Origin of the sequence: Glaciibacter kafniensis (assembly GCF_039538945.1) — a bacterium.
Classification (GTDB): domain Bacteria; phylum Actinomycetota; class Actinomycetes; order Actinomycetales; family Microbacteriaceae; genus Cryobacterium; species Cryobacterium kafniensis.
The window spans coordinates 1,204,899-1,223,777 of record NZ_BAABCN010000002.1; the positions used below are offsets into that span (position 1 = coordinate 1,204,899).

The window sequence follows — 18,879 nt, forward strand, 5'->3', positions numbered from 1 at the left end:
GCTGCGTCGCCTACCGACGCTGGGAGTCACTCCCCGTGCCCGATATGCCACCCTGGTGCGACAGAAACTAATCCCGTCTACGAGTAGGTCGGGGCCATCTCGATCACGAAGATCATGGCGTCAACCATCTTCACGATCACGAACACGATCTCCACAACGAAGACAGCGATCATCACCCAGATCGGCGCGAATCCACGGCCCGCCTGCTTGTTGACGACTACCGAACGGCCGATGATGTAGACCGCACTGGAGAGAAACGACCACGCCCAGTGAAACGGACGTGCGTAGCCGAGAACGCCCAGCCGCCGGTAGTCGAAGAAGGCACAGACGACGGTCCCGGCATACAACAGCCAGCCGAGGAGCTGAAGGGCGATGTAGCCGCCGTCGAACACCAGCGTTCCCGACATCGAGGCAAGCATGTAGGCCTTGACGTCCCACGCCAGAAGTGCGGGAAGTGTGATGAGCGGCAGCAGAGTGATCAGCCAGATCAATGGCCCATAGACGGGAGTCGTGGCGTCGACGGCCGGGCGGACCACAGCCCCGTAGGCGTTCGGTGCCGAATCCTGCACATGATCAGTCCACCGGGTGCCGTCCCACCAACGCTGGCGAGTCGATCCCTCTGGTTCGGCGTACCAACCCGGTGCTGCAGTCATTGTTCCCCCTGTGAGTGACGTTCGGCGTCGCGCACGTCACGATCACACTATCGGTCTCAACAGAACACATCGGTGCAGCACACGTGCGCAGCACACCGGCGCAGCACACCGGCGCAGCACATTCAGCCGGCCGAACCGCCTCCGGTCAGCGCCGCGAGCTGAGCGAGGGCGGCCGCGAGGGCCGGCATCCGCTCACCGCCGACCGCCGTCACCGCATGCACCGTGCGGTGCTCGCGGGCGACCGTCGGCCGAATTTCGACTCCGGGATAGGCGGATGCGGACGCCAGCGCCGACCCGAGCGCCATCTGCGGCAACATCGCGACCCCGATGCCGGCCGAAACCAGCCCGAGCACCGCAGCTACGTTGTCGGTTTCGTAGGAGATGCGGGGCACGAAGCCGCTCTGATCGCACAGTTGCAGCAGGTGGCCGCGACAGCGCGGACATCCGCCGATCCAGTTCTCGTGCGCGAGGCCGGCCAGCTCAACCTGTTTTGTCGCAGCCGCAGGATGCCCGTTCGGCAGCACGAGAAGCATTTCGTCGGTGCAGAGCGCGATGTGACGGAGGCCCTGTGCGCTGCCGGGATGCGGGTCGTCGCGATCCCCCGGATAACTGAAGGTGATCGCCAGGTCGACCCGGTTCTCGCGTACTGCGGCAACAGCCTCCGGCGGCTCGGCCTCGAGGTAGGTGATTCCGATCTCCGGATTGCTGACCGCCATCCGGGCCAGCAGCTGCGGCACGAGGGTCGCCGAGGCCGAGGGAAAGGCGGCGACCCGCACGCGGCCGGCCCTGAGGCCCTGCAACTCTGCGAGCTCCCCCGCAGCCGCGTCGAGCGCCGTCGTCACCGTCACCGCGTGGCGCGCCAGCACCCGGCCCGCCTCGGTCAACCGCACGCCGCGGCCCACACGCTCAACGACCGGCATGCCGAGCCGCTGTTCGAGGCGCTTGAGCAGCTGGCTGATCGCCGGCTGGCTGTACCCCATCGCCGTCGCAGCAGCGGTGATCGAGCCGAGCTCCGACACCGCTCGCATCGCGCGCAGCGAGTGAGCGTCAAGGTCGAGTCCGGTCATCGGGAGCACGGCAGGAAGCACGGCAGGAAGCACAGTGGGAATCACAGTGGGAATCACGGTCATGTCCACAGAATAACCGCTCCTTATGCTTTTCATCGCAATGCTGCGGTTGTCGAATGAATGATGCGAGAACATGCTGGAGACATGACCCCCCGCACCACCGCCAGCACCGCCGGCACCACCCTGACTCGCCCAGCTCTCAGCCTGGCCGAGGCACAATCGCGCTACAGCGGCGGGCGCGGCTACCTCGCCGCCTGCACTCTCGGGCTCCCGAGTCGGGACACCGTCGACGCAATTGCCGCCGACACCGCAGCCTGGGCCGGCGCCCGCGCGAGCGCCGCGGGCTACGGCGACGTCGTCGAAGACGTGCGGAGCAGTTTCGCAGAGTTGGTCGGCGTCGACTGCTCCCGCGTCGCAATCGGATCCCAGGTCTCAGTCATGGCCGGGATGCTCGCGGCCTCAGTTCCCGACGGCGCCGAGGTTCTCTGCGTCGACGGCGACTTCACCTCAATGGTCTTTCCGTTTCTCGGCCAGGCGCACCGTGGTGTCACGGTGCGGCACGCCCCTCTCGCCAATCTCGCCGAGCACATCAGCTCGGCCACTTGGCTCGTCGCGTTCTCCCTCGTGCAGTCGGCCACCGGCGCCATCGCCGATGCCGACGCCATCGTCACCGCCGCCCGCGCACACGGAGCGCGCACCTTCTGCGACACCACTCAGGCGACAGGGTGGCTGCCGGTGGATGCCGCCCAGTTCGACGCGACGACCTGTCACGCCTACAAGTGGTTGTGCTCACCGCGCGGCGTCGCGTTTCTCACCGTCTCGCCCGAGTTTCAGACCAAGCTGCGCCCCAGTCAGGCCGGCTGGTATGCCGGACGCGACCCGTGGGCATCCTGTTACGGACCGGAGATGAGCCTGGCCGACAACGCCCGCCAGTTCGACGTCTCCCCCGCCTGGCAGGCGTGGGTCGGCGCACGCCCGGCCATCGACATGTTTCGTCGCCTCGACATCGCGAGCGTGCGCGACTTCACGGTTGCGCTCGGTGACGCCCTCTGCGACGGCCTTGGGATCGCTCGGCAGGGTCAGGCCATCGTCACCTGGCCGGATGCCGATGGTGCCGACGTCGCGCGGCTCGCGGCGGCGCGAATCACCGCGTCGGCGCGTGCCGGTCGAGCTCGGGTCGCATTCCACCTGTGGAACAGCGCCGACGATGTCGCGGATGTATTGACGGCGCTCGGGCGCTGACCCACCTCACCAACTGCACGCGACTGAGCGAGCCCTCAACCCAAGGTTCGCCCATTTTTGCTAGTTATTCCGCCTCAGCACTAGCAAGAATGGGCGAACCCTCCGGGACACGCCGGTTCTCCCGGCGCCGAGCCCCACAGAGACCTTCACCCCCGAGAGTTGCCCATTTTTGCTAGTTATTCCGCCTCAGCACTAGCAAGAATGGGCGAACCCTCCGGGACACGCCTCCCGGCGCCGAGCCCCACAGAGACCTTCACCCCCGAGAGTTGCCCACTTTTGCTAGTTATTCCGCCTCAGCACTAGCAAGAATGGGCGAACCCTCCGGGACACTTCGAATCACGGCTCGGCGCCTCGGTAGGCGGGGACGGCAGTCCGAGCTACGGACGCACGACCGGGTTGCTCAGAATGCCGATACCACTGATCTCGACCTCGACGATGTCGCTCGCGACGATCGGGCCGACGCCAGCCGGGGTGCCGGTCAGAATGATGTCGCCGGGCAGCAGCGTCCAGACGCTCGACGCGTACTCGACGATCGCCGCGACATCGTGAACCATGTCGGTCAGCTCGCCCGACTGACGGATGCTGCCGTTCACACGCGTCTCGATCGTCGCGCTCTCGAGGTCGAACTCGGTCTCGATCACCGGACCGATCGGGCAGAACGTGTCAAAGCCCTTGGCCCTGGCCCACTGACCGTCGGCATGCTGCAGGTCGCGCGCCGTCACGTCGTTGGCGACGGTGTACCCGAAGATGTAGGCATCCGCGTCGGCGGCAGCGACGTTCTTGGCGATCTTGCCGATCACGATGGCGAGCTCGCCCTCGTGCTCGACCTGGCTCGACTGCGGCGGCAAGACGATCGCGTCGCCGGGACCCACCACCGAGGTGTTCGGCTTGAGAAACAGCAGCGGATCGGTCGGCGCCACCCCGCCCATCTCTGCCGCGTGATCGTGATAGTTCTTGCCGACCGCAACGACCTTCGACCGCGGAATCACCGGCGCCAGCAGCTTCGCGCCCGACAGCGCGACGCGCTCCCCCGTCGGCTCGAAGCCGCCGAACATCGGATCGCCCTTCAGCACAACCAGGGCGTCGTCGTCGATGATTCCGAAGGCGATGCCGCCCTGGTGTGAGAAGCGTGCGATCTTCATGCGAATCCAGTCAGTGAGGGTGGAGCGAACTGCGGGGTTATGCGGAGGTGCGAGCGGCGGGTGAGCCGTCGCTCGCAGTGCGCCCTACGCGTCGAGGCGGGTGAGCCAGCCGTGGCGGTCGGGGCGGCGGCCGTGCTGGATGTCGGTGAGCTCTTCGCGGAGCGCCATGGTGATCTCGCCGGCGGGCGCATCGGCGTCGCCGATCGTGAACTCCGCGGCCTTGAGCTGCGAGATCGGGGTGACGACTGCCGCAGTACCGCAGGCGAACACTTCGGTGATCGCACCGGATGCGACTCCGTCACGCCACTCGTCGATCGACACGTCGCGCTCGTCGACGGTCATGCCGCGGTCCTGGGCGAGCTGGATGATGCTGGCGCGCGTCACGCCCTCGAGGATCGTTCCGGTGAGGCGCGGGGTGACCAGGCGGTCGGTGCCGTGCACGAAGAAGATGTTCATGCCGCCGAGCTCGTCGATGTGCGTTCCGGTCTCGCCGTCGAGGAAGAGCACCTGGGCGCATCCGTTCTCGGCTGCTTCCATCTGGGGCAGCAGCGACGCGGCGTAGTTGCCGCCGCACTTGGCTGCACCGGTGCCGCCGCGGCCGGCCCGCGAGTACTCGGTCGACAGCCAGATCTTCACCGGGGAGACGCCGTTGGCGAAGTAGGCTCCGGCCGGGCTCGCGATGACGTAGTAGGCAACGGTTTGAGCGGCACGCACGCCAAGGAAGTTCTCGTTGGCGATCATGAACGGACGCAGGTACAGGCTGGACTCGGATCCCGAGGGAACCCAGTTGCCGTCGACGGCGACAAGCTGCTTCACCGATTCGATGAAGTCGGCAACCGACAGCTCCGGCAGCGCGAGCCGGCGGGCGGAGCGCTGCAGACGTTCGGCATTTTTCTCGGGGCGGAACGTCCAGATCGAGCCGTCGGCGTGGCGGTAGGCCTTCAGCCCTTCGAAGATCTCCTGGGCGTAGTGCAGAACCGCAGAGGCCGGGTCGAGCTGCAGCGGACCGTACGGCGTGACGCGCGCGTCGTGCCAGCCCTCGCCGAGGCTCCAATCGATGGTGACCATGTGGTCGGTGAAATGCTTGCCGAACCCGGGGTCGGCCAGCACCGCTTCACGTTCCGCGTCAGCGCGAGCCGTCGTCGACGGTGTCAGCGCGAAGCTGAGAGGAAACGTGGTGGTGGATGCCGTTGCGGAGTCTGTCTGGCTCATGGGAGTCCTTGTCTATCAGTCGTCTCTGTCGTCTGTCTGTCGGGCGGTGCTGGTCAGCTGCGTGCTTGTCAGCTGCGTGCCCGTCAGTTGCGTTCCTGTCAGCTACCCAGCCGGGCGACGATGGCGTCGCCGATGTTGGCTGTGGTGCGAGATGCCCCCGCTGCTGTGCTCTCGGAGCGGGCTGCGATGTCGGCGGTGACGGCGTCTCTCACGCGTGCTGCTGCATCCGTCAGACCGAGGTGATCGAGAAGCAGTGACACCGAGAGGATGGCCGCCGTCGGGTCGGCCAGCTGCATGCCCGCAATGTCGGGAGCCGAACCGTGTACCGGTTCGAACATGCTGGGGAAGCGACCGTCCGGGTTGATATTCCCGGAGGCCGCAAGTCCGATGCCTCCGCTGATCGCGGCAGCCAGGTCGGTCAGGATGTCGCCAAAGAGGTTGTCGGTGACGATGACATCAAATCTACCCGGGTTTGTGACGAGAAAAATCGTCGCCGCGTCGACGTGCAGGTAATCGACAGCGATTTCGGGATATTCAGCGGCCACCGCCGTGACCGTGCGCTGCCAGAGGCTGCCCGAGAAGACCAGAACGTTGGTCTTGTGCACGAGCGTGAGCTTCTTGCGCGAACGAGCGCGAGCCGCCTCAAAGGCGTAGCGAACGACACGCTCGACGCCGAAAGCCGTGTTCACCGAGACTTCGTTGGCCACCTCATGCGGGGTTCCCTGACGGATGGCGCCGCCGTTTCCGACATACGGGCCCTCAGTTCCCTCACGCACGACGACGAAATCGACGTCGCCGGGTGCGGCAAGCGGGCTGGGCACGCCGGGAAACAGCACGCTCGGGCGCAGGTTCACGTAGTGGTCGAGCGAGAACCGCAGCTTGAGCAGCAGTCCGCGTTCGATGTTGGCGTTGGCGAGGCGCGGGTCGCCGGGCACGCCGCCGACGGCGCCCAGCAGGATCACGTCGTGAGAGGAGATCGCCGCCAAGTCGTCGTCGGTGAGCACATCGCCCGTCTCCAGAAACCGTGCGGCGCCGAGCGAGAAGTGAGTCTTCTCAATAACCACGTCTTCTCCGCGAACGACAGCGTCGAGCACTTTGACGGCTTCGGAGACGACCTCCGGGCCGATCCCGTCACCGGGAATGAGAGCGAGTTTGATTCGGCGAGACATAGAGCTCCGTGGGTTTGTGATGATTTCGGTAGCTAAACCCTACTGCGACCCAGCCCCCGACCGCGCGCTACCTGGCCTTGCGCAGGGTTGTCACCGCCACGACAGCCGCCGCGAGCACGAGTGCTGCACCGATCCACGCCGTCGGGCCAATTCCGCTCGCAAAGGCGTGCTGAGCCGATTCGAGCAGCGCAGCTCCCGGTACGGGCGGCAGCTGCTCGGCCACCGCCACAGCGCCACCCAGTGTCTCGTGGGCCGCGTGCTGCTGTTCGGTGCTCAGCCCCTCGGGAATCGCGACAGTGTTGCGGTATGAAGCGGTCATGATCGTGCCCAGAATCGCGGTTCCGAGCACGGCGCCCAGTTCGTAGGCGGTCTCACTCACCGCGGATGCCGCGCCCATTTTCTCGGCGGGCGCGTTGGCGATCACGAGTTCATTCGACACGGTCTCTGCAGCGCCGATTCCGATGCCGAATGCCACGAACACCACGCCGATTCCCAGTGCACTGATCCCATCGCCCATCAGCGCCACCGAGACATAGCCGGAGGCGGTGATCAGCAAGCCGATTGGAATCAGCGTGGATGGACGCACCCGGCGCGCGATCGGAACGACCACAAGCCCCGAGATGATCATCACGAGCAGTCCAGGCACGAGTACGAGGCCGGCGACGAGGGGCGACAGACCCAACACGAGTTGCAGGTACTGCGAGATGAAGAAGAGTCCACCGACGAGCGCAACGACACTCAGCAGGTTGACGCCGATGGCGCCGCTGAATGCACCTTTGTGAAAGAGTCGCAGATCGAGCATCGGGTGGCTGAGCCGCGCCTGGCGACGCACGAACAGGTAGCCGGCGACGAGTCCGATCAGCACTGACACGAGGGGAACGACGTCGAAGCCACGCTCGGCGAACGTCTTGATGCCGAAGACGATGGGAGCCATCGCCGCCAGCGACAGCAGAATGCTCAGGATGTCGATGCGCCCGGGGTCAGGATCGCGCGATTCCGGCACCAAGATCGGCACAAAGATGAACAGCGGCACCAGGAACGGCACGGCCAGCAGAAACACCGATCCCCAGGAGTAGTGCTCGAGCAGAAACCCGCCGATGACGGGCCCGAACGCGCTACCGGCCGCGAAACCGCTCGCCCAGACGGCGATGGCCAGACGTCGTTGGTCGCGGTTGGTGAAGACCGAGCGCAGCAGCGACATCGTCGACGGCATCAGCATGGCGCCGAAAAAACCGAGAGCGGCACGCGCGATGATCAGCATTTCGATGCTTGTTGCAAACGACGCGAGCACCGAGACGACACCGAACCCGGCCGAACCGATCAGCAATAGCTTGCGGCGCCCGACGCGGTCGCCGAGGCTTCCCATCGACACCAGCAGGGCCGCCAGCACGAGGGGGTAGATGTCGATCATCCAGAGCAACTCGGTGCCACTCGGCTTGAGGTCTTCTGAGATCGAGGGCAGTGCGAGGTTCAACACCGTGTTGTCGATCGAGATCAACAGCACCGGAAGCATCAAGACGGCCAGCGCCCACCACCCGCGCCGACCGGCGCGAGGGCCGTCAGTTCCGACTGAAGATGTCGTGATGGTGGGGTGTGAGCCGGTGTGGGAGGACACGGAAAGCAACTTTCTGGTTCGAATGAATTCCTCCACTATACCGTCCAGCCGGTACAGTAGTAAATATGCCTCGACAGACTGCTCGCTACGATGGCCAGATGGCCAGCTCCTCCCCCACGCGCGATCGACTCCTTGACTCCTTCGAGGAGCTTCTGATCGAGCACGGAGAGCGGGCGGCGACCCTCGACGGGGTTGCCGCGGCGGCTGGGGTCTCCAAGGGAGGCCTGCTCTACCACTTCGGGTCGAAGGCGGCGCTGATCGATGGCCTGCTCGCTCGACTCAGTGAGCTTGTGGCCATCGATATCGCAGACATCCGCTCGGCCCCCGCCGGTCCTGTCGACTTTCTGATTCGCACCTCGGCCAGCACCGGTACCCCGCTTGACCGTACCTTTGTCGCCGTCACCCGGCTCGCCCAGGGTTCGCATCAGGAGGCCAACGAGATGCTGGCCGGCATTCGTCGCCAGTGGGTCACGGTCATCGAAGATGCCGTCGGCGACCGCGACGTCGCCCAGATGATCGCGCTGATCAGCGACGGTCTCTACTACGAGTCAACGGTGTCCGAGGCGGGTGAGAGCACCGTCTATGACGTCACGCCGGCCGGGCTCGATCGATTGCTCAGCGTCATCGCAAGGGTCACTCCCCCACGCGGCTGACCTCGCGCGGCTGGCGCGGTCCGAGAGACTCCGCACGACGCGTGCCGCGCACACGCAGAAGGGAGGGCGAGCCAATCGGCTCGCCCTCCCATTTCAGCTGCGTTGACTTACTCGGTGAGGTCGATCTCCACCATCAGGTCGGCGGCGATCGCATCGCGCACGGATGCGAGCAGGCCGGCGGGCACCGGCGAGTCGACGGTCAGCACGCTGAGCGCCTTTCCGCCTGCCACGTGACGCGCGATCTGCATGCCGGCAATGTTGATCTCTGCCTCGCCGAAGACGCTGCCGTACACGGCGACGATGCCAGGGCGGTCGGTGTAGAGCATCACGATGAGGTTCTTCGCGAAGGGAACCTCCACCTCATAGCCGTTGATCTCGACGATCTTCTCGACCTGCTTGCTGCCGGTCAACGTGCCGGAGACCGACACCTGCGAGCCGTCGGCGAGAGCGCCGCGCAGGGTGATCACGTTGCGGTATTCCGGGGAATCCGCATCGGTGATCTGCCGCACCGCGATACCGCGCTGTTCTGCCAAGAGCGGCGCATTCACATACGAGACGGTTTCGCTGACCACGTTGGTGAAGATGCCCTTGAGCGCGGCAAGCCGGTACACGCTCACGTCGTAGGCGGCCAGTTCACCGTGAACCTCGACATCAACGCTGGTGAGCGGGCTGTGCGAGGCGAGACCCGAGAACACCTGGCCGAGCTTTTCGACCAAGGGGATGCCGGGGCGCACGTACGGGTCGATCACGCCACCGGCCACGTTGACGGCGTCGGGCACGAGCTCGCCGGAGAGCGCGAGACGCACCGACTTCGCGACCGAGACGCCGGCCTTTTCCTGAGCCTCATCGGTGGAGGCGCCGAGGTGCGGGGTGACGATGATGTTGTCGAGGCCGAGCAGCGGCGAGCCGGTGGGCGGTTCGCTGACGAAGACGTCGAGGCCGGCGCCGCCGATGGTGCGGGCGACGAGCGCGTCGTGCAGCGCATCCTCGTCGATCAGTCCACCGCGGGCGACGTTGACGACGAACGCTGTCGGCTTCATCTTCGCAAGCTGCTCGGCACCGATCATTCCGGTGGTTTCCGGGGTCTTCGGCATGTGGATGGTGATGAAGTCTGACTGCTCGAGAAGTTCGTCGAGGCTCACCGGCGTCACGCCCAGCTGCTGCGCACGGGCGGAGGTGATGTAGGGGTCGTAGGCGATCACGTTCACGCCGAACGCCTGCAGGCGTGCCGTGATGAGTGCGCCGATACGGCCGAGGCCGATGATGCCGACGGTCTTTTCGTACAGCTCGATGCCGGTGTACTTGGAGCGCTTCCACTGGCCCTCGGCCAGGGCGCCGTGTGCGGCGGGGATGTGGCGGGCCAGGCTCAGAATGTGGCCGACGGTCAGTTCGGCGGCGGAGATGATGTTGGAGGTCGGGGCGTTGACGACCATGACGCCGGCCGTGGTGGCGGCCTTGATGTCGACGTTGTCGAGGCCGACGCCGGCACGAGCGATGACCTTGAGCAGAGGGGCGGCGGCGATCGCCTCGGCATCCATCTTGGTAGCCGAGCGCACCAACACAGCGGATGCGGTGGGCAGCGCGGCGAGGAGTGCAGCGCGGTCGGCGCCGTCGACGTTGCGCACGTCGAAGTCGGGGCCAAGTGCATCGACGGTGGCGGGCGAAAGTTCTTCAGCGATCAGTACTACTGGTTTCGACACGGCTTCATTTGACACGACAATAGATCCTTCGATTGCGTACAACAGGGAGCTTGCGCCGCGACCATGGGGCGCCAGATAGAAGAGATTCTATCGGCTGCTGAATGGTTGAATGAGCAGCATGACTCCCCTCGACCTGCAATACGCCCTGCGCGTGCTTCTCGCAGCGCTGTTCGTATTCATGGGAGTTGCCCATTTTCGACCGGGTCCGATGCGCACCATGGCGGCGATGATTCCGCCGAGTCTGCGTTTTCAGGGTGCAGCCAACCCTCACAACCTCGTCGTGCTCACCGGGGTGTGTGAAATTGCCGGCGGACTCGGGCTCGTCTTTCCGCCCACGTCAGTGGCCGCTGGAGTCTGCCTGATTATTTTTCTGATCGCGGTGTTTCCGGCAAACGCCTATGCGGCACGCCATCGCGAGCGATTCGGTCGCGCGGCGATTCCGCTCGTGCCGCGTCTCATCGGGCAGCTCGTGCTGATTGCGCTGATCGTGCTCGCCATCATGTAGTGGACGCACTCGACCATGTGACTACGTGGCTGGGGCCGCGGACAGGTACGCCTGCAGCTCGGCAACGATCTGGGTGCAGTGCGAGGTCAGTTCCTGAAGTTCGTCCCCATCCAAGAATTCGCTGATTTCGAAACGGCCTGGCTCGGCGAGGAATGATCCCAGCGCAGACTGAAGCAGAACGAGCTCTGGAGCGGAAGCGGCCAGATCGATGTCGATCACTCCGTCGCTCTCTCCGGCTGGGCCGAACGCTGCGACCGGCACCACCCCCGAGTGAATACATTCAACGACGACCGCCGAGAGGTCGATCACCACCTCCACCGCGAGACCGAAATGCGCCTCAGGCATCCCCGGAAGTGCGAACCAGGCGTCAGCACGAGCCCAGGAGCCGTGCTGCAGCGGTGTCAAGAGATGAAGCTCGACCAGCACCTCGGCGAGGCTGACGGCCCCGGGTGTGCGCTTCTCGAAATAGTCGAGCAGCAACAGCGAGTCATCTGTTCCACCGAGCCACGACTCCCACCACGGCGCAAGAGTCACGCGCGCTAGACGATCAGTCGGCCGAGGCCGAACATCACCAGGATGTCGATGGACAGCACCGCCACCAGGCAGAGACCGACGAAGAAGATCACGGCCTGGGCTCCCGCGCTGCGCCGGCGGCCGACCACGAAGGCGATCGTGAACACGAGGAGCGGCATCAGCACCGCGAAAATCAGCACGGTCCAGCCGAACCCGCTGAGCTGCGTATCGAGGCTCTGGGCGGTCAGGTTGAGTCCGACGAGGTTGCCGATGGCCTCCCACATGTCGTAGACGTAGAAGAGTCCGAAGAGCACGGCGAGGGCAATGGTGATCCAGCGCGGAGTGCGCGAACGGGTTGCGGCGCCCTCGGCGACGTCGCTGCCGCTGGATGCTGAAGTGGTCTCGCTCATCAGATGGTCCCCACGCCGAAGATGAACGGAAGCGGCGCGAGCAGCACGACCCCGATGAGCAGCCAGAGCACCCGCAGACGGGGGCGGTCGGTGGTGAGCCAGTACACGGCGCCGAACCAGACGAGGGGGGCGATCACGGCCAGCCAGGCCCCGAGAGAGAACATGAACTGACCGACCGGGTCGGCGATCGGGTTTCCGACGCGTGAGGTGCCGATGAACCAGCCGACGGTGTAGAGCAGGTAGATGCCTGCGAGTACCCCCATGCCGACAAGCGCGACCGAGCTGGGCGGTGCCATGAGCTCCGTTGAGTCGGCCTCGTGCGGCGTCGACACCCGGGTTGCCGCGGCATCAGAGATCGTCGTAGGAGCAGTCTCTGCCCCGGTTCCGCTCCCGGTTCCGGTTCCGGCGACAGTCCACCCTTCTGGCAACTCGGGAGTGGCTGCCGCCACCGAGGTGGCCGGCCCGTTCGCTGCGTGGTCGACGTCACCGGCAACGAGTGTGGGGTCGTCGTCGCCGGCCCAGCTCAGTGCGTCGTTGTCTTGCTTCGCGCTCATTTCTACAGAGTACTGCGCACTGCCAAAACAGCGGCACGGGCAAGTTCTTCATCGGTCACGTCGAAATCTGAGGCCCCCCCACCGGGGCCACTCGGCGCGAGTGACAGCGCAGCTCTCTTGGCCGAAAGGTGAACCGCGTCGATCCCGGTCGCCAGCAACGTCGGGATGCTGTCGAGTGTGACGCCGCCGCCGGCCATGATCTGGAGACGACCGGCGGCATGGGCCGCCATGCGCCGCAGCACCTCGGCACCGTCGAGGCTGCGTGCGGCTCCCCCGGAGGTCAACACACGCGCGACGCCGAGCTCGATCAGCTGGTCCAGAACGTGAAGCTGCTCAGTGCCGATGTCGATGGCGCGGTGAAAGGTGACGGTCAGACCCTCGGCGGCCGCCATGAATTCGCGAGTCGCCGCGGTGTCAACGGTGCCGTCCGCGTTCAACGCACCGACCACGACGCCGCCGACCCCGGCCGCCGCCGCCGCGCGGATGTCGCGCACGGTCGTCGCAATCTCGTTCGCCGAGTAGACGAAGCCTCCCGGACGCGGGCGCACCAACACGTTCACGTAGTCGGGACGCCCGGCAACGGATGCTGCTTCGACAGCCATCTCGATCGTGCCGATCGACGGGGTCAGACCGCCGACGCCCAGGGCGCTGCACAGTTCGACCCGGTCGGCGCCGACCCGCAGGGCGATGCCGACGCCGTCGACATCCTGAACTGCGATTTCGATGGCTGGTGCAGATGACTGCATGGTTCTCCTCAAGTCGGTATTCGGGGCAGACCCCGTGTGATTACGCTATCTCGGTTGCGAGCCGGTCAGTCCCCGCGGCGCACGACGATGGCGTGTAGCGCGGGCGTGCCGGTTGTGTCAAACGGAAAGACTCCGGGCGCGAGGTTGTGGTGGCCGAGCCGGAGCAGGTCCTGGTCGACGCCTCCGGGAGTGAGCGCGAGCTTCCAGCCGACGGCGAGATCGTAGAGCTCGGGTTCGAGGTAGCCGATCTTCACGACGACGATGTCGGTGTGCTGCGGGTCGAGACCCAGCATCGTGAAGTCGGAGATGTGGTGGAACGGCTTGCGCCTCGAGGTGATGATGGCGTGAACGCCGCCGGCCTTGATGACCACCTGGGTTCCCGCATCCGCGTCGCCCTCTGTGATCGAGAAGACGGTTCCGGAGAGCGCGACGGGGCCGGACGGACCTGGATCGACTCGCCCGCCGACCAGCAGGTCGACGTGGGCGCCGAGCCCGGCCGCGACAGCCTGTTCAACAGCCGCGTGGTCGAAGATCGAGGCGTGGATGACGCTGATACTGCCGTCACGGAATTCGGGGCGTGCAAGCAGTTGTCCGAGCGTCCACGACACATCGCCGGCTCCCCCGGCGGTCGGGTTGTCACCCGAATCGGAGATCACGAACGGGCGGGCCTCCGGTGCGGCCAGGGCCGCTTCGATCGATTCGTCGAGCGACAGGGCGTCGGCGACGAACTCAAAGTCGTCTCGGGCGTCCCAGTAAAGACGGCCCAGCCGGGAGGCTTCGGACTGAATCAGTGCGCGGTCATAGCCCGTGACGACGACAGCCGCTTGGCAGCGTGCTTCGTCGGCCCAGGCATAGCCGACCCACAGGGCGGCGTCGATGATGCCGTCGAGTGCCTCGATCTTCGAGACTTCGGCGTAGAGGCTCGCGGCAGGCTCGATGCGCGTGCTGGTCTTCTCACCGGGAAGCAGCACGGGAACCTGCAGCCAGGCCAGGAACGGGCGACGAGCCTGCGGATCGTCGCCGACCGAGGAGCGGAGCTGGCTGAGCAGGTGGAAGACCGCGCGTTCCTTGGTGTTCCACTCGTCTTCGTGTGGGGCCATGCGGTACGCGGTGATCAGGTCGACTTCGTCGAGAAGCTCGCGCGACACGTTACCGTGCAGGTCCATCGCAGCCGAGACGAGCACATCCGGGCCGAGGGCGTCGCGCACGGCGTGGGCGAGATCGGCTTCGGCGTCGGTCAGACCAACGACACTCATGGCGCCGTGGATGTCGAGAAAAAATCCGTCGAAAGGGCCGTTGTCGCGGATGCCGTCGAGGATTTCCTGCTTCATCCACGCGTAGGTCTCAGCGGCGACAGCGCCGCCCGGAATCGAGCGGGCCTGCATCAGCGGCACCCAGTCGGCGGCTTCGCGCAGCTCACTCCCCTCGGTCAAGAACGGGTAGTAGTTCGTCAGCACGTCGCCCCGGCGCACCGTGAACGCCTCATCGCCACTGACGTGCGGCGAGAATGTGCTCGACTCGATCGCGATTCCGGCGATGCCGATGCGCGGGCGCACCAGGCCACCCTCATCGACAGGAAGAAGTGGGCCAGACCACACTTCTGACGGATCGACTGTCATGACCTGGTTCTCCCCTGGCTGTTCGTTCTGATTCATCTCGGTACTCATTACCTCTATTCTTTCGCGCCGATCCGAACGTCGACGACCATCGGCGTTGTGGGATGCGAGATTGCCATTTCCGTTGATCGAGGAGCAGCCAACGAAGGAGCGCGCGTCTATAGGTATATGGCCTTTTCGTTGATCGAGGAGCGCGCGAGCTTGCGAGCACGCGTCTCGAGATCTCGCGAGCCAATCCTTGAACTCGGGTTGCGTTCAAGCATTGGCTCACGAGGTCTCGACCCGAACGCGGGCGGCCTCCTCGACCAACGAAATGGTCACATTCGTCCACCACAATGCCGCGCAGCGGCCCGGAAGCTCGAGACCAGGCGAGCCGATCTCCGGACGCAACTCGAGTTCACGGATTGCCCCTGGGCTCGACGGGCTCGACCAACGAGATGAGTGACCAACACCTGTCGATAAAGTTCAGCTGTGGCGGCCCGTAGCCTCCCCCGAGCAATGAAGACCCGCAGGGCTGAACCTCAGCGACACCAGGGTCTCGAGCGTGGCGCACGCGGTCTCGACAGGCTTGACCAACGAAACGGCCGGGCCTCGAGAACAGCGCACGAGAAAGCCCGCCCCGACAGTGTCGGGACGGGCTTCGTCAATACAACTGAGAGTTAGCGAGCAGCTTCGCCGTCGACGTAGTCGTCGTCGTTCGAGGCGTTCCAGGCGAACAGCTTGCGCAGCTCGCGGCCGGTGGCCTCGATCGGGTGCTCTTCGCCCTTTTTGCGCAGAGCCAGGAACTCGGGAGCTCCTGCATCCTGGTCCTTGATGAAGCGGTCAGCGAATGCACCATTCTGGATGTCGGCGAGAACGGCCTTCATGTTCTCCTTGACGCTCGGGTCGATGACGCGCGGGCCGGAAACGTAGTCGCCGTACTCAGCGGTGTCTGAAACGCTCCAACGCTGCTTGGCGATGCCACCCTCCCACATCAGGTCAACGATGAGCTTGAGCTCGTGCAGCACCTCGAAGTAGGCAACCTGCGGCTGGTAGCCGGCCTCGGTCAGAACCTCGAAGCCGTACTGGATGAGCTGCGAAGCGCCACCACAGAGCACAGCCTGCTCACCGAACAGGTCGGTCTCGGTCTCTTCGGTGAACGTGGTCTTGATGCCACCGGCACGCAGACCACCGATCGCCTTGGCGTAGCTGAGGGTCAGCGGCCAAGCTTGGCCGGTCGCATCCTTCTCAACGGCGACGATGACGGGAACGCCACGGCCGGCTTCGTACTCGCGACGCACGGTGTGACCCGGGCCCTTCGGAGCAACCATGACCACGTCGACGCCCTCAGGAGCTTCGATGTAGCCGAAACGGATGTTGAAGCCGTGTCCGAAGACGAGAGCCTTGCCGTCGGCCAGGTTCGGCTTGACGTCGTCGGCGTAGAGGTGACGCTGCACCTGGTCGGGCGCGAGGATGACGATGACGTCAGCCCAAGCGGATGCCTCGGCAGCGGAAAGCACGGTGAAGCCGGCTTCCTCAGCCTTGGCGATCGACTTCGAGCCGGCCTTCAGGCCGACGACGACCTCGACACCCGAGTCGCGCAGGTTCTGCGCGTGGGCGTGGCCCTGCGAGCCGTAACCGATGACGGCGACCTTCTTGCCCTGGATGATCGACAGGTCAGCGTCTTTGTCGTAGTAAATCTCAGACACGGGTAGTTCTCCTTGTTTATCGTTGGTCGAGCTTGTCGAGACCCGGGGGTCCCTGGAATGTTTGCTAGTTCTTGAAAACGCGTTCGGTGATCGACTTGGAGCCGCGACCGATGGCGAGCAGGCCCGACTGCGCCAGCTCCTTGATGCCGTAAGGCTCCAGCACCCGAATCAGCGCCTGGACCTTGCCGGAATCGCCCGTGACCTCGATGACAACCGCATCGGTTGCCACGTCGACGACCCGTGCACGAAACAGGGTGACGGCTTCGAGCACCTGGGAGCGTGTTGAGTTGTCAACGCGCACTTTGATCAGGAGGTGCTCGCGCTGCACCGACTGCGTCGGGTCGAGCTCGACGATCTTGATCACGTTGATCAGCTTGTTCAGCTGCTTGGTGACCTGCTCGAGCGGCTGGTCTTCGACGTCAACCACGATCGTGATGCGGGACAGGCCCTCGATCTCACTGTGGCCGACGGCGAGGCTTTCAATGTTGAACCCGCGACGGGCGAACAGGCCGGCGACGCGAGTCAGCAGGCCGGGTTTGTCCTCAACGAGGAGGCTCAGAACGTGGGTGCTCATGGTTACTCCTCTTCCCAGGTGGGTGCATGGTCTTTGGCGTACTGGACTTGGCTGTTGCTGACGCCCTGCGGCACCATCGGCCAGACCATCGCATCGCGGCTGACAACGAAGTCGATGACGACCGGGCGGTCGTTCGTCGCCAGCGCCAGCTTGATCGCGTCGTCGACCTGGTCGGCACGGGTGACGCGGATGCCCAGGGCACCGTACGCGTCGGCCATCTTCACAAAGTCGGGAATCATCGCCGTGTCGTGACCGGTGTTCAGGTCGGTGAACGAGTGGCGTCCGTCGTAGAACAGGGTCTGCCACTGGCGCACCATGCCGAGTGACGAGTTGTTGATGATCGCCACCTTGATCGGGATGTTGTTGATCGTGCACGTGGCGAGTTCCTGGTTCGTCATCTGGAAGCATCCGTCACCGTCGATCGACCAGACCACACGGTCGGGCTCGGCAACCTTCGCGCCCATGGCGGCAGGAACCGAGTAACCCATGGTTCCGGCCCCACCGGAGTTCAGCCAGGCGTTCGGGCGCTCGTACTTGATGAACTGCGCTGCCCACATCTGGTGCTGACCGACGCCGGCGGCATAGATGCCCTCCGGCCCGGTCAGCTCGCCGATGCGCTTGATCACGTATTGCGGCGCGAGCAGGCCGTCGGCCGGCTCCGAGTAGCCGAGCGGAAACTTCTCCCTGAGGTTGTTCAGGTAGGTCCACCAGTCGGCGTAGTCGGGAGTTGCCTCCGCCTTCGCCTGCGCGAACGCAACGGTGAGGTCAGCGATGACGTCCTTGGCATCGCCAACGATGGGCACGTCAGCCATGCGGATCTTCGAGATCTCCGCAGGGTCGACATCGACGTGAACGATTGTCGCGTTGGGGGCGAACTCTGACGCCTTGCCGGTGACTCGGTCGTCGAACCGGGCGCCCAGCGAGATGATCAGGTCGCTCTCCTGCAGCGCGAGCACCGCCGGAACAGTGCCGTGCATTCCCGGCATGCCGAGGTGCTGAGTGTGCGAGTCGGGGAACGCGCCCCGCGCCATCAGCGTGGTGACAACGGGAACACCCGTCGCCTCGGCCAGTTCGAGCAGCTCGGCCGATGCGCGGGCACGGATGACGCCGCCACCGACATAGAGCACGGGCTTCTTGGCGTCGACGAGCAGCTGGGCCGCGGCCTGCACCTGCTTGCCGTGTGCCTTGGTGATCGGACGGTAGCCGGGCAGGTCGAGCTTCGGCGGCCAGATGAACGGCGCCATGTTCTGCTGCGCGTCCTTGGTGATGTCGACGAGCACGGGGCCAGGTCGACCCGTCGAGGCGATGTGGTACGCCGACGCGACCGCCGCCGGGATGTCCTCTGCCCGACGAACCAAGAAGGAGTGCTTCGTGATCGGCATCGTGATGCCGACGATGTCTGCTTCCTGGAAGGCGTCGGTACCCATCAGGGTCGAGAACACCTGGCCGGTGATCGCGAGCAGCGGAACCGAGTCCATGTAGGCATCCGCGATTGCGGTGACCAGGTTGGTGGCACCGGGGCCCGACGTGGCGATGGCCACGCCGACACGATTGCTGGCCGAGGCATAGCCTTCTGCAGCGTGACCGGCGCCCTGCTCGTGGCGAACCAGAATGTGACGGATCGCATCCTGAGCCATGAGTGCGTCGTAGAACGGGATGACGGCGCCGCCGGGAATGCCGAAGACGTCGGTGACGCCGAGCTTCGACAGGCTGCGCAGGATCGCGTCGGAACCTGAGATGATCTCTGGCTCCGACGCGCCGGCGGCCGACGGATTGGGGGTGGATGGGGATGGCACGGGCGAAGATTCCGTGGTCATGAG

General features: G+C 65.3%; 18 protein-coding genes. 3 read left to right on the forward strand and 15 right to left on the reverse strand.

What is annotated here, in order from left to right; translation table 11 throughout:
- Positions 1-77: 77 nt before the first annotated feature.
- Both ABD791_RS06175 and ABD791_RS06180 read right to left on the reverse strand, forming a co-directional pair.
- Positions 78-653: a DUF2510 domain-containing protein gene (locus tag ABD791_RS06175; RefSeq protein WP_345063470.1), complete on the reverse strand. Its 576-nt coding sequence runs from the start codon at positions 651-653 to the stop codon at positions 78-80.
- Between the two features lie 122 nt (positions 654-775).
- Positions 776-1,783: a LysR family transcriptional regulator gene (locus ABD791_RS06180; protein ID WP_345063471.1), complete on the reverse strand. Its 1,008-nt coding sequence runs from the start codon at positions 1,781-1,783 to the stop codon at positions 776-778.
- A gap of 81 nt (positions 1,784-1,864) precedes the next feature.
- On the opposite strand from ABD791_RS06180, the gene ABD791_RS06185 reads away from it, so the two are divergent.
- Positions 1,865-2,962, forward strand: a complete 1,098-nt coding sequence (locus ABD791_RS06185; RefSeq protein WP_345063473.1) for an aminotransferase class V-fold PLP-dependent enzyme — start codon at positions 1,865-1,867, stop codon at positions 2,960-2,962.
- Positions 2,963-3,339: 377 nt separating this feature from the next.
- On the opposite strand, the gene ABD791_RS06190 is transcribed toward ABD791_RS06185, so the two are convergent.
- From ABD791_RS06190 to ABD791_RS06205, 4 genes are all read right to left on the reverse strand, one after another.
- On the reverse strand, positions 3,340-4,104 hold the full coding sequence (locus tag ABD791_RS06190; protein WP_345063476.1) for a fumarylacetoacetate hydrolase family protein: 765 nt from the start codon (positions 4,102-4,104) through the stop codon (positions 3,340-3,342).
- An 84-nt stretch (positions 4,105-4,188) separates the two neighbouring features.
- Positions 4,189-5,316 (reverse strand): branched-chain amino acid aminotransferase, encoded by a 1,128-nt coding sequence (locus tag ABD791_RS06195; RefSeq protein WP_345063478.1) that lies wholly within the window; start codon positions 5,314-5,316, stop codon positions 4,189-4,191.
- Between the two features lie 98 nt (positions 5,317-5,414).
- The gene (locus ABD791_RS06200) at positions 5,415-6,485 is read right to left on the reverse strand and encodes a 3-isopropylmalate dehydrogenase (protein WP_345063481.1); all 1,071 of its coding nucleotides are present in this window, start codon (positions 6,483-6,485) and stop codon (positions 5,415-5,417) included.
- Between the two features lie 67 nt (positions 6,486-6,552).
- Positions 6,553-8,100 carry an MFS transporter gene (locus ABD791_RS06205; RefSeq protein ID WP_425562224.1) on the reverse strand — a complete coding sequence of 516 codons (1,548 nt, stop codon included), beginning with the start codon at positions 8,098-8,100 and terminating at the stop codon, positions 6,553-6,555.
- A 65-nt stretch (positions 8,101-8,165) separates the two neighbouring features.
- Here ABD791_RS06205 and ABD791_RS06210 point away from each other — a divergent pair, with 65 nt between their 5' ends.
- Positions 8,166-8,753, forward strand: a complete 588-nt coding sequence (locus ABD791_RS06210) for a TetR/AcrR family transcriptional regulator (RefSeq protein WP_345063484.1) — start codon at positions 8,166-8,168, stop codon at positions 8,751-8,753.
- A gap of 107 nt (positions 8,754-8,860) precedes the next feature.
- Here ABD791_RS06210 and serA read toward each other — a convergent pair whose 3' ends face one another.
- Entirely contained in the window at positions 8,861-10,453 is a 1,593-nt protein-coding gene (gene serA, locus ABD791_RS06215) for a phosphoglycerate dehydrogenase (RefSeq protein ID WP_345064538.1), read from the reverse strand.
- 109 nt (positions 10,454-10,562) lie between these two features.
- Between serA and ABD791_RS06220 the strand changes: the two genes are divergently transcribed.
- On the forward strand, positions 10,563-10,958 hold the full coding sequence (locus tag ABD791_RS06220) for a DoxX family protein (RefSeq protein ID WP_345063487.1): 396 nt from the start codon (positions 10,563-10,565) through the stop codon (positions 10,956-10,958).
- A gap of 21 nt (positions 10,959-10,979) precedes the next feature.
- On the opposite strand, the gene ABD791_RS06225 is transcribed toward ABD791_RS06220, so the two are convergent.
- The 8 genes from ABD791_RS06225 to ABD791_RS06260 all read right to left on the reverse strand — a co-directional run bounded on the left by ABD791_RS06225 (position 10,980) and on the right by ABD791_RS06260 (position 18,876).
- Positions 10,980-11,492, reverse strand: coding sequence for an imm68 putative immunity domain-containing protein (locus tag ABD791_RS06225; protein WP_345063490.1), 513 nt, complete (start codon positions 11,490-11,492; stop codon positions 10,980-10,982).
- Between the two features lie 5 nt (positions 11,493-11,497).
- Positions 11,498-11,881: a bacitracin resistance protein gene (locus tag ABD791_RS06230; protein WP_345063493.1), complete on the reverse strand. Its 384-nt coding sequence runs from the start codon at positions 11,879-11,881 to the stop codon at positions 11,498-11,500.
- Positions 11,881-12,435 carry a DNA polymerase III subunit gamma/tau gene (locus ABD791_RS06235; RefSeq protein WP_345063496.1) on the reverse strand — a complete coding sequence of 185 codons (555 nt, stop codon included), beginning with the start codon at positions 12,433-12,435 and terminating at the stop codon, positions 11,881-11,883. The genes ABD791_RS06230 and ABD791_RS06235 overlap by 1 nt, the downstream gene beginning before the upstream one ends.
- Before the next feature lie 2 nt (positions 12,436-12,437).
- On the reverse strand, positions 12,438-13,181 hold the full coding sequence (locus tag ABD791_RS06240) for a copper homeostasis protein CutC (RefSeq protein ID WP_345063499.1): 744 nt from the start codon (positions 13,179-13,181) through the stop codon (positions 12,438-12,440).
- A gap of 65 nt (positions 13,182-13,246) precedes the next feature.
- Positions 13,247-14,800, reverse strand: coding sequence for a M81 family metallopeptidase (locus ABD791_RS06245; RefSeq protein ID WP_345064540.1), 1,554 nt, complete (start codon positions 14,798-14,800; stop codon positions 13,247-13,249).
- Positions 14,801-15,456: 656 nt separating this feature from the next.
- Positions 15,457-16,485, reverse strand: coding sequence for a ketol-acid reductoisomerase (gene ilvC / locus ABD791_RS06250; protein WP_345063502.1), 1,029 nt, complete (start codon positions 16,483-16,485; stop codon positions 15,457-15,459).
- A gap of 64 nt (positions 16,486-16,549) precedes the next feature.
- Complete coding sequence (gene ilvN, locus ABD791_RS06255) at positions 16,550-17,059, reverse strand: acetolactate synthase small subunit (RefSeq protein WP_345063505.1); 510 nt, start codon at positions 17,057-17,059, stop codon at positions 16,550-16,552.
- A 2-nt stretch (positions 17,060-17,061) separates the two neighbouring features.
- The gene (locus ABD791_RS06260) at positions 17,062-18,876 is read right to left on the reverse strand and encodes an acetolactate synthase large subunit (RefSeq protein ID WP_345063507.1); all 1,815 of its coding nucleotides are present in this window, start codon (positions 18,874-18,876) and stop codon (positions 17,062-17,064) included.
- Positions 18,877-18,879 lie beyond the last annotated feature (3 nt).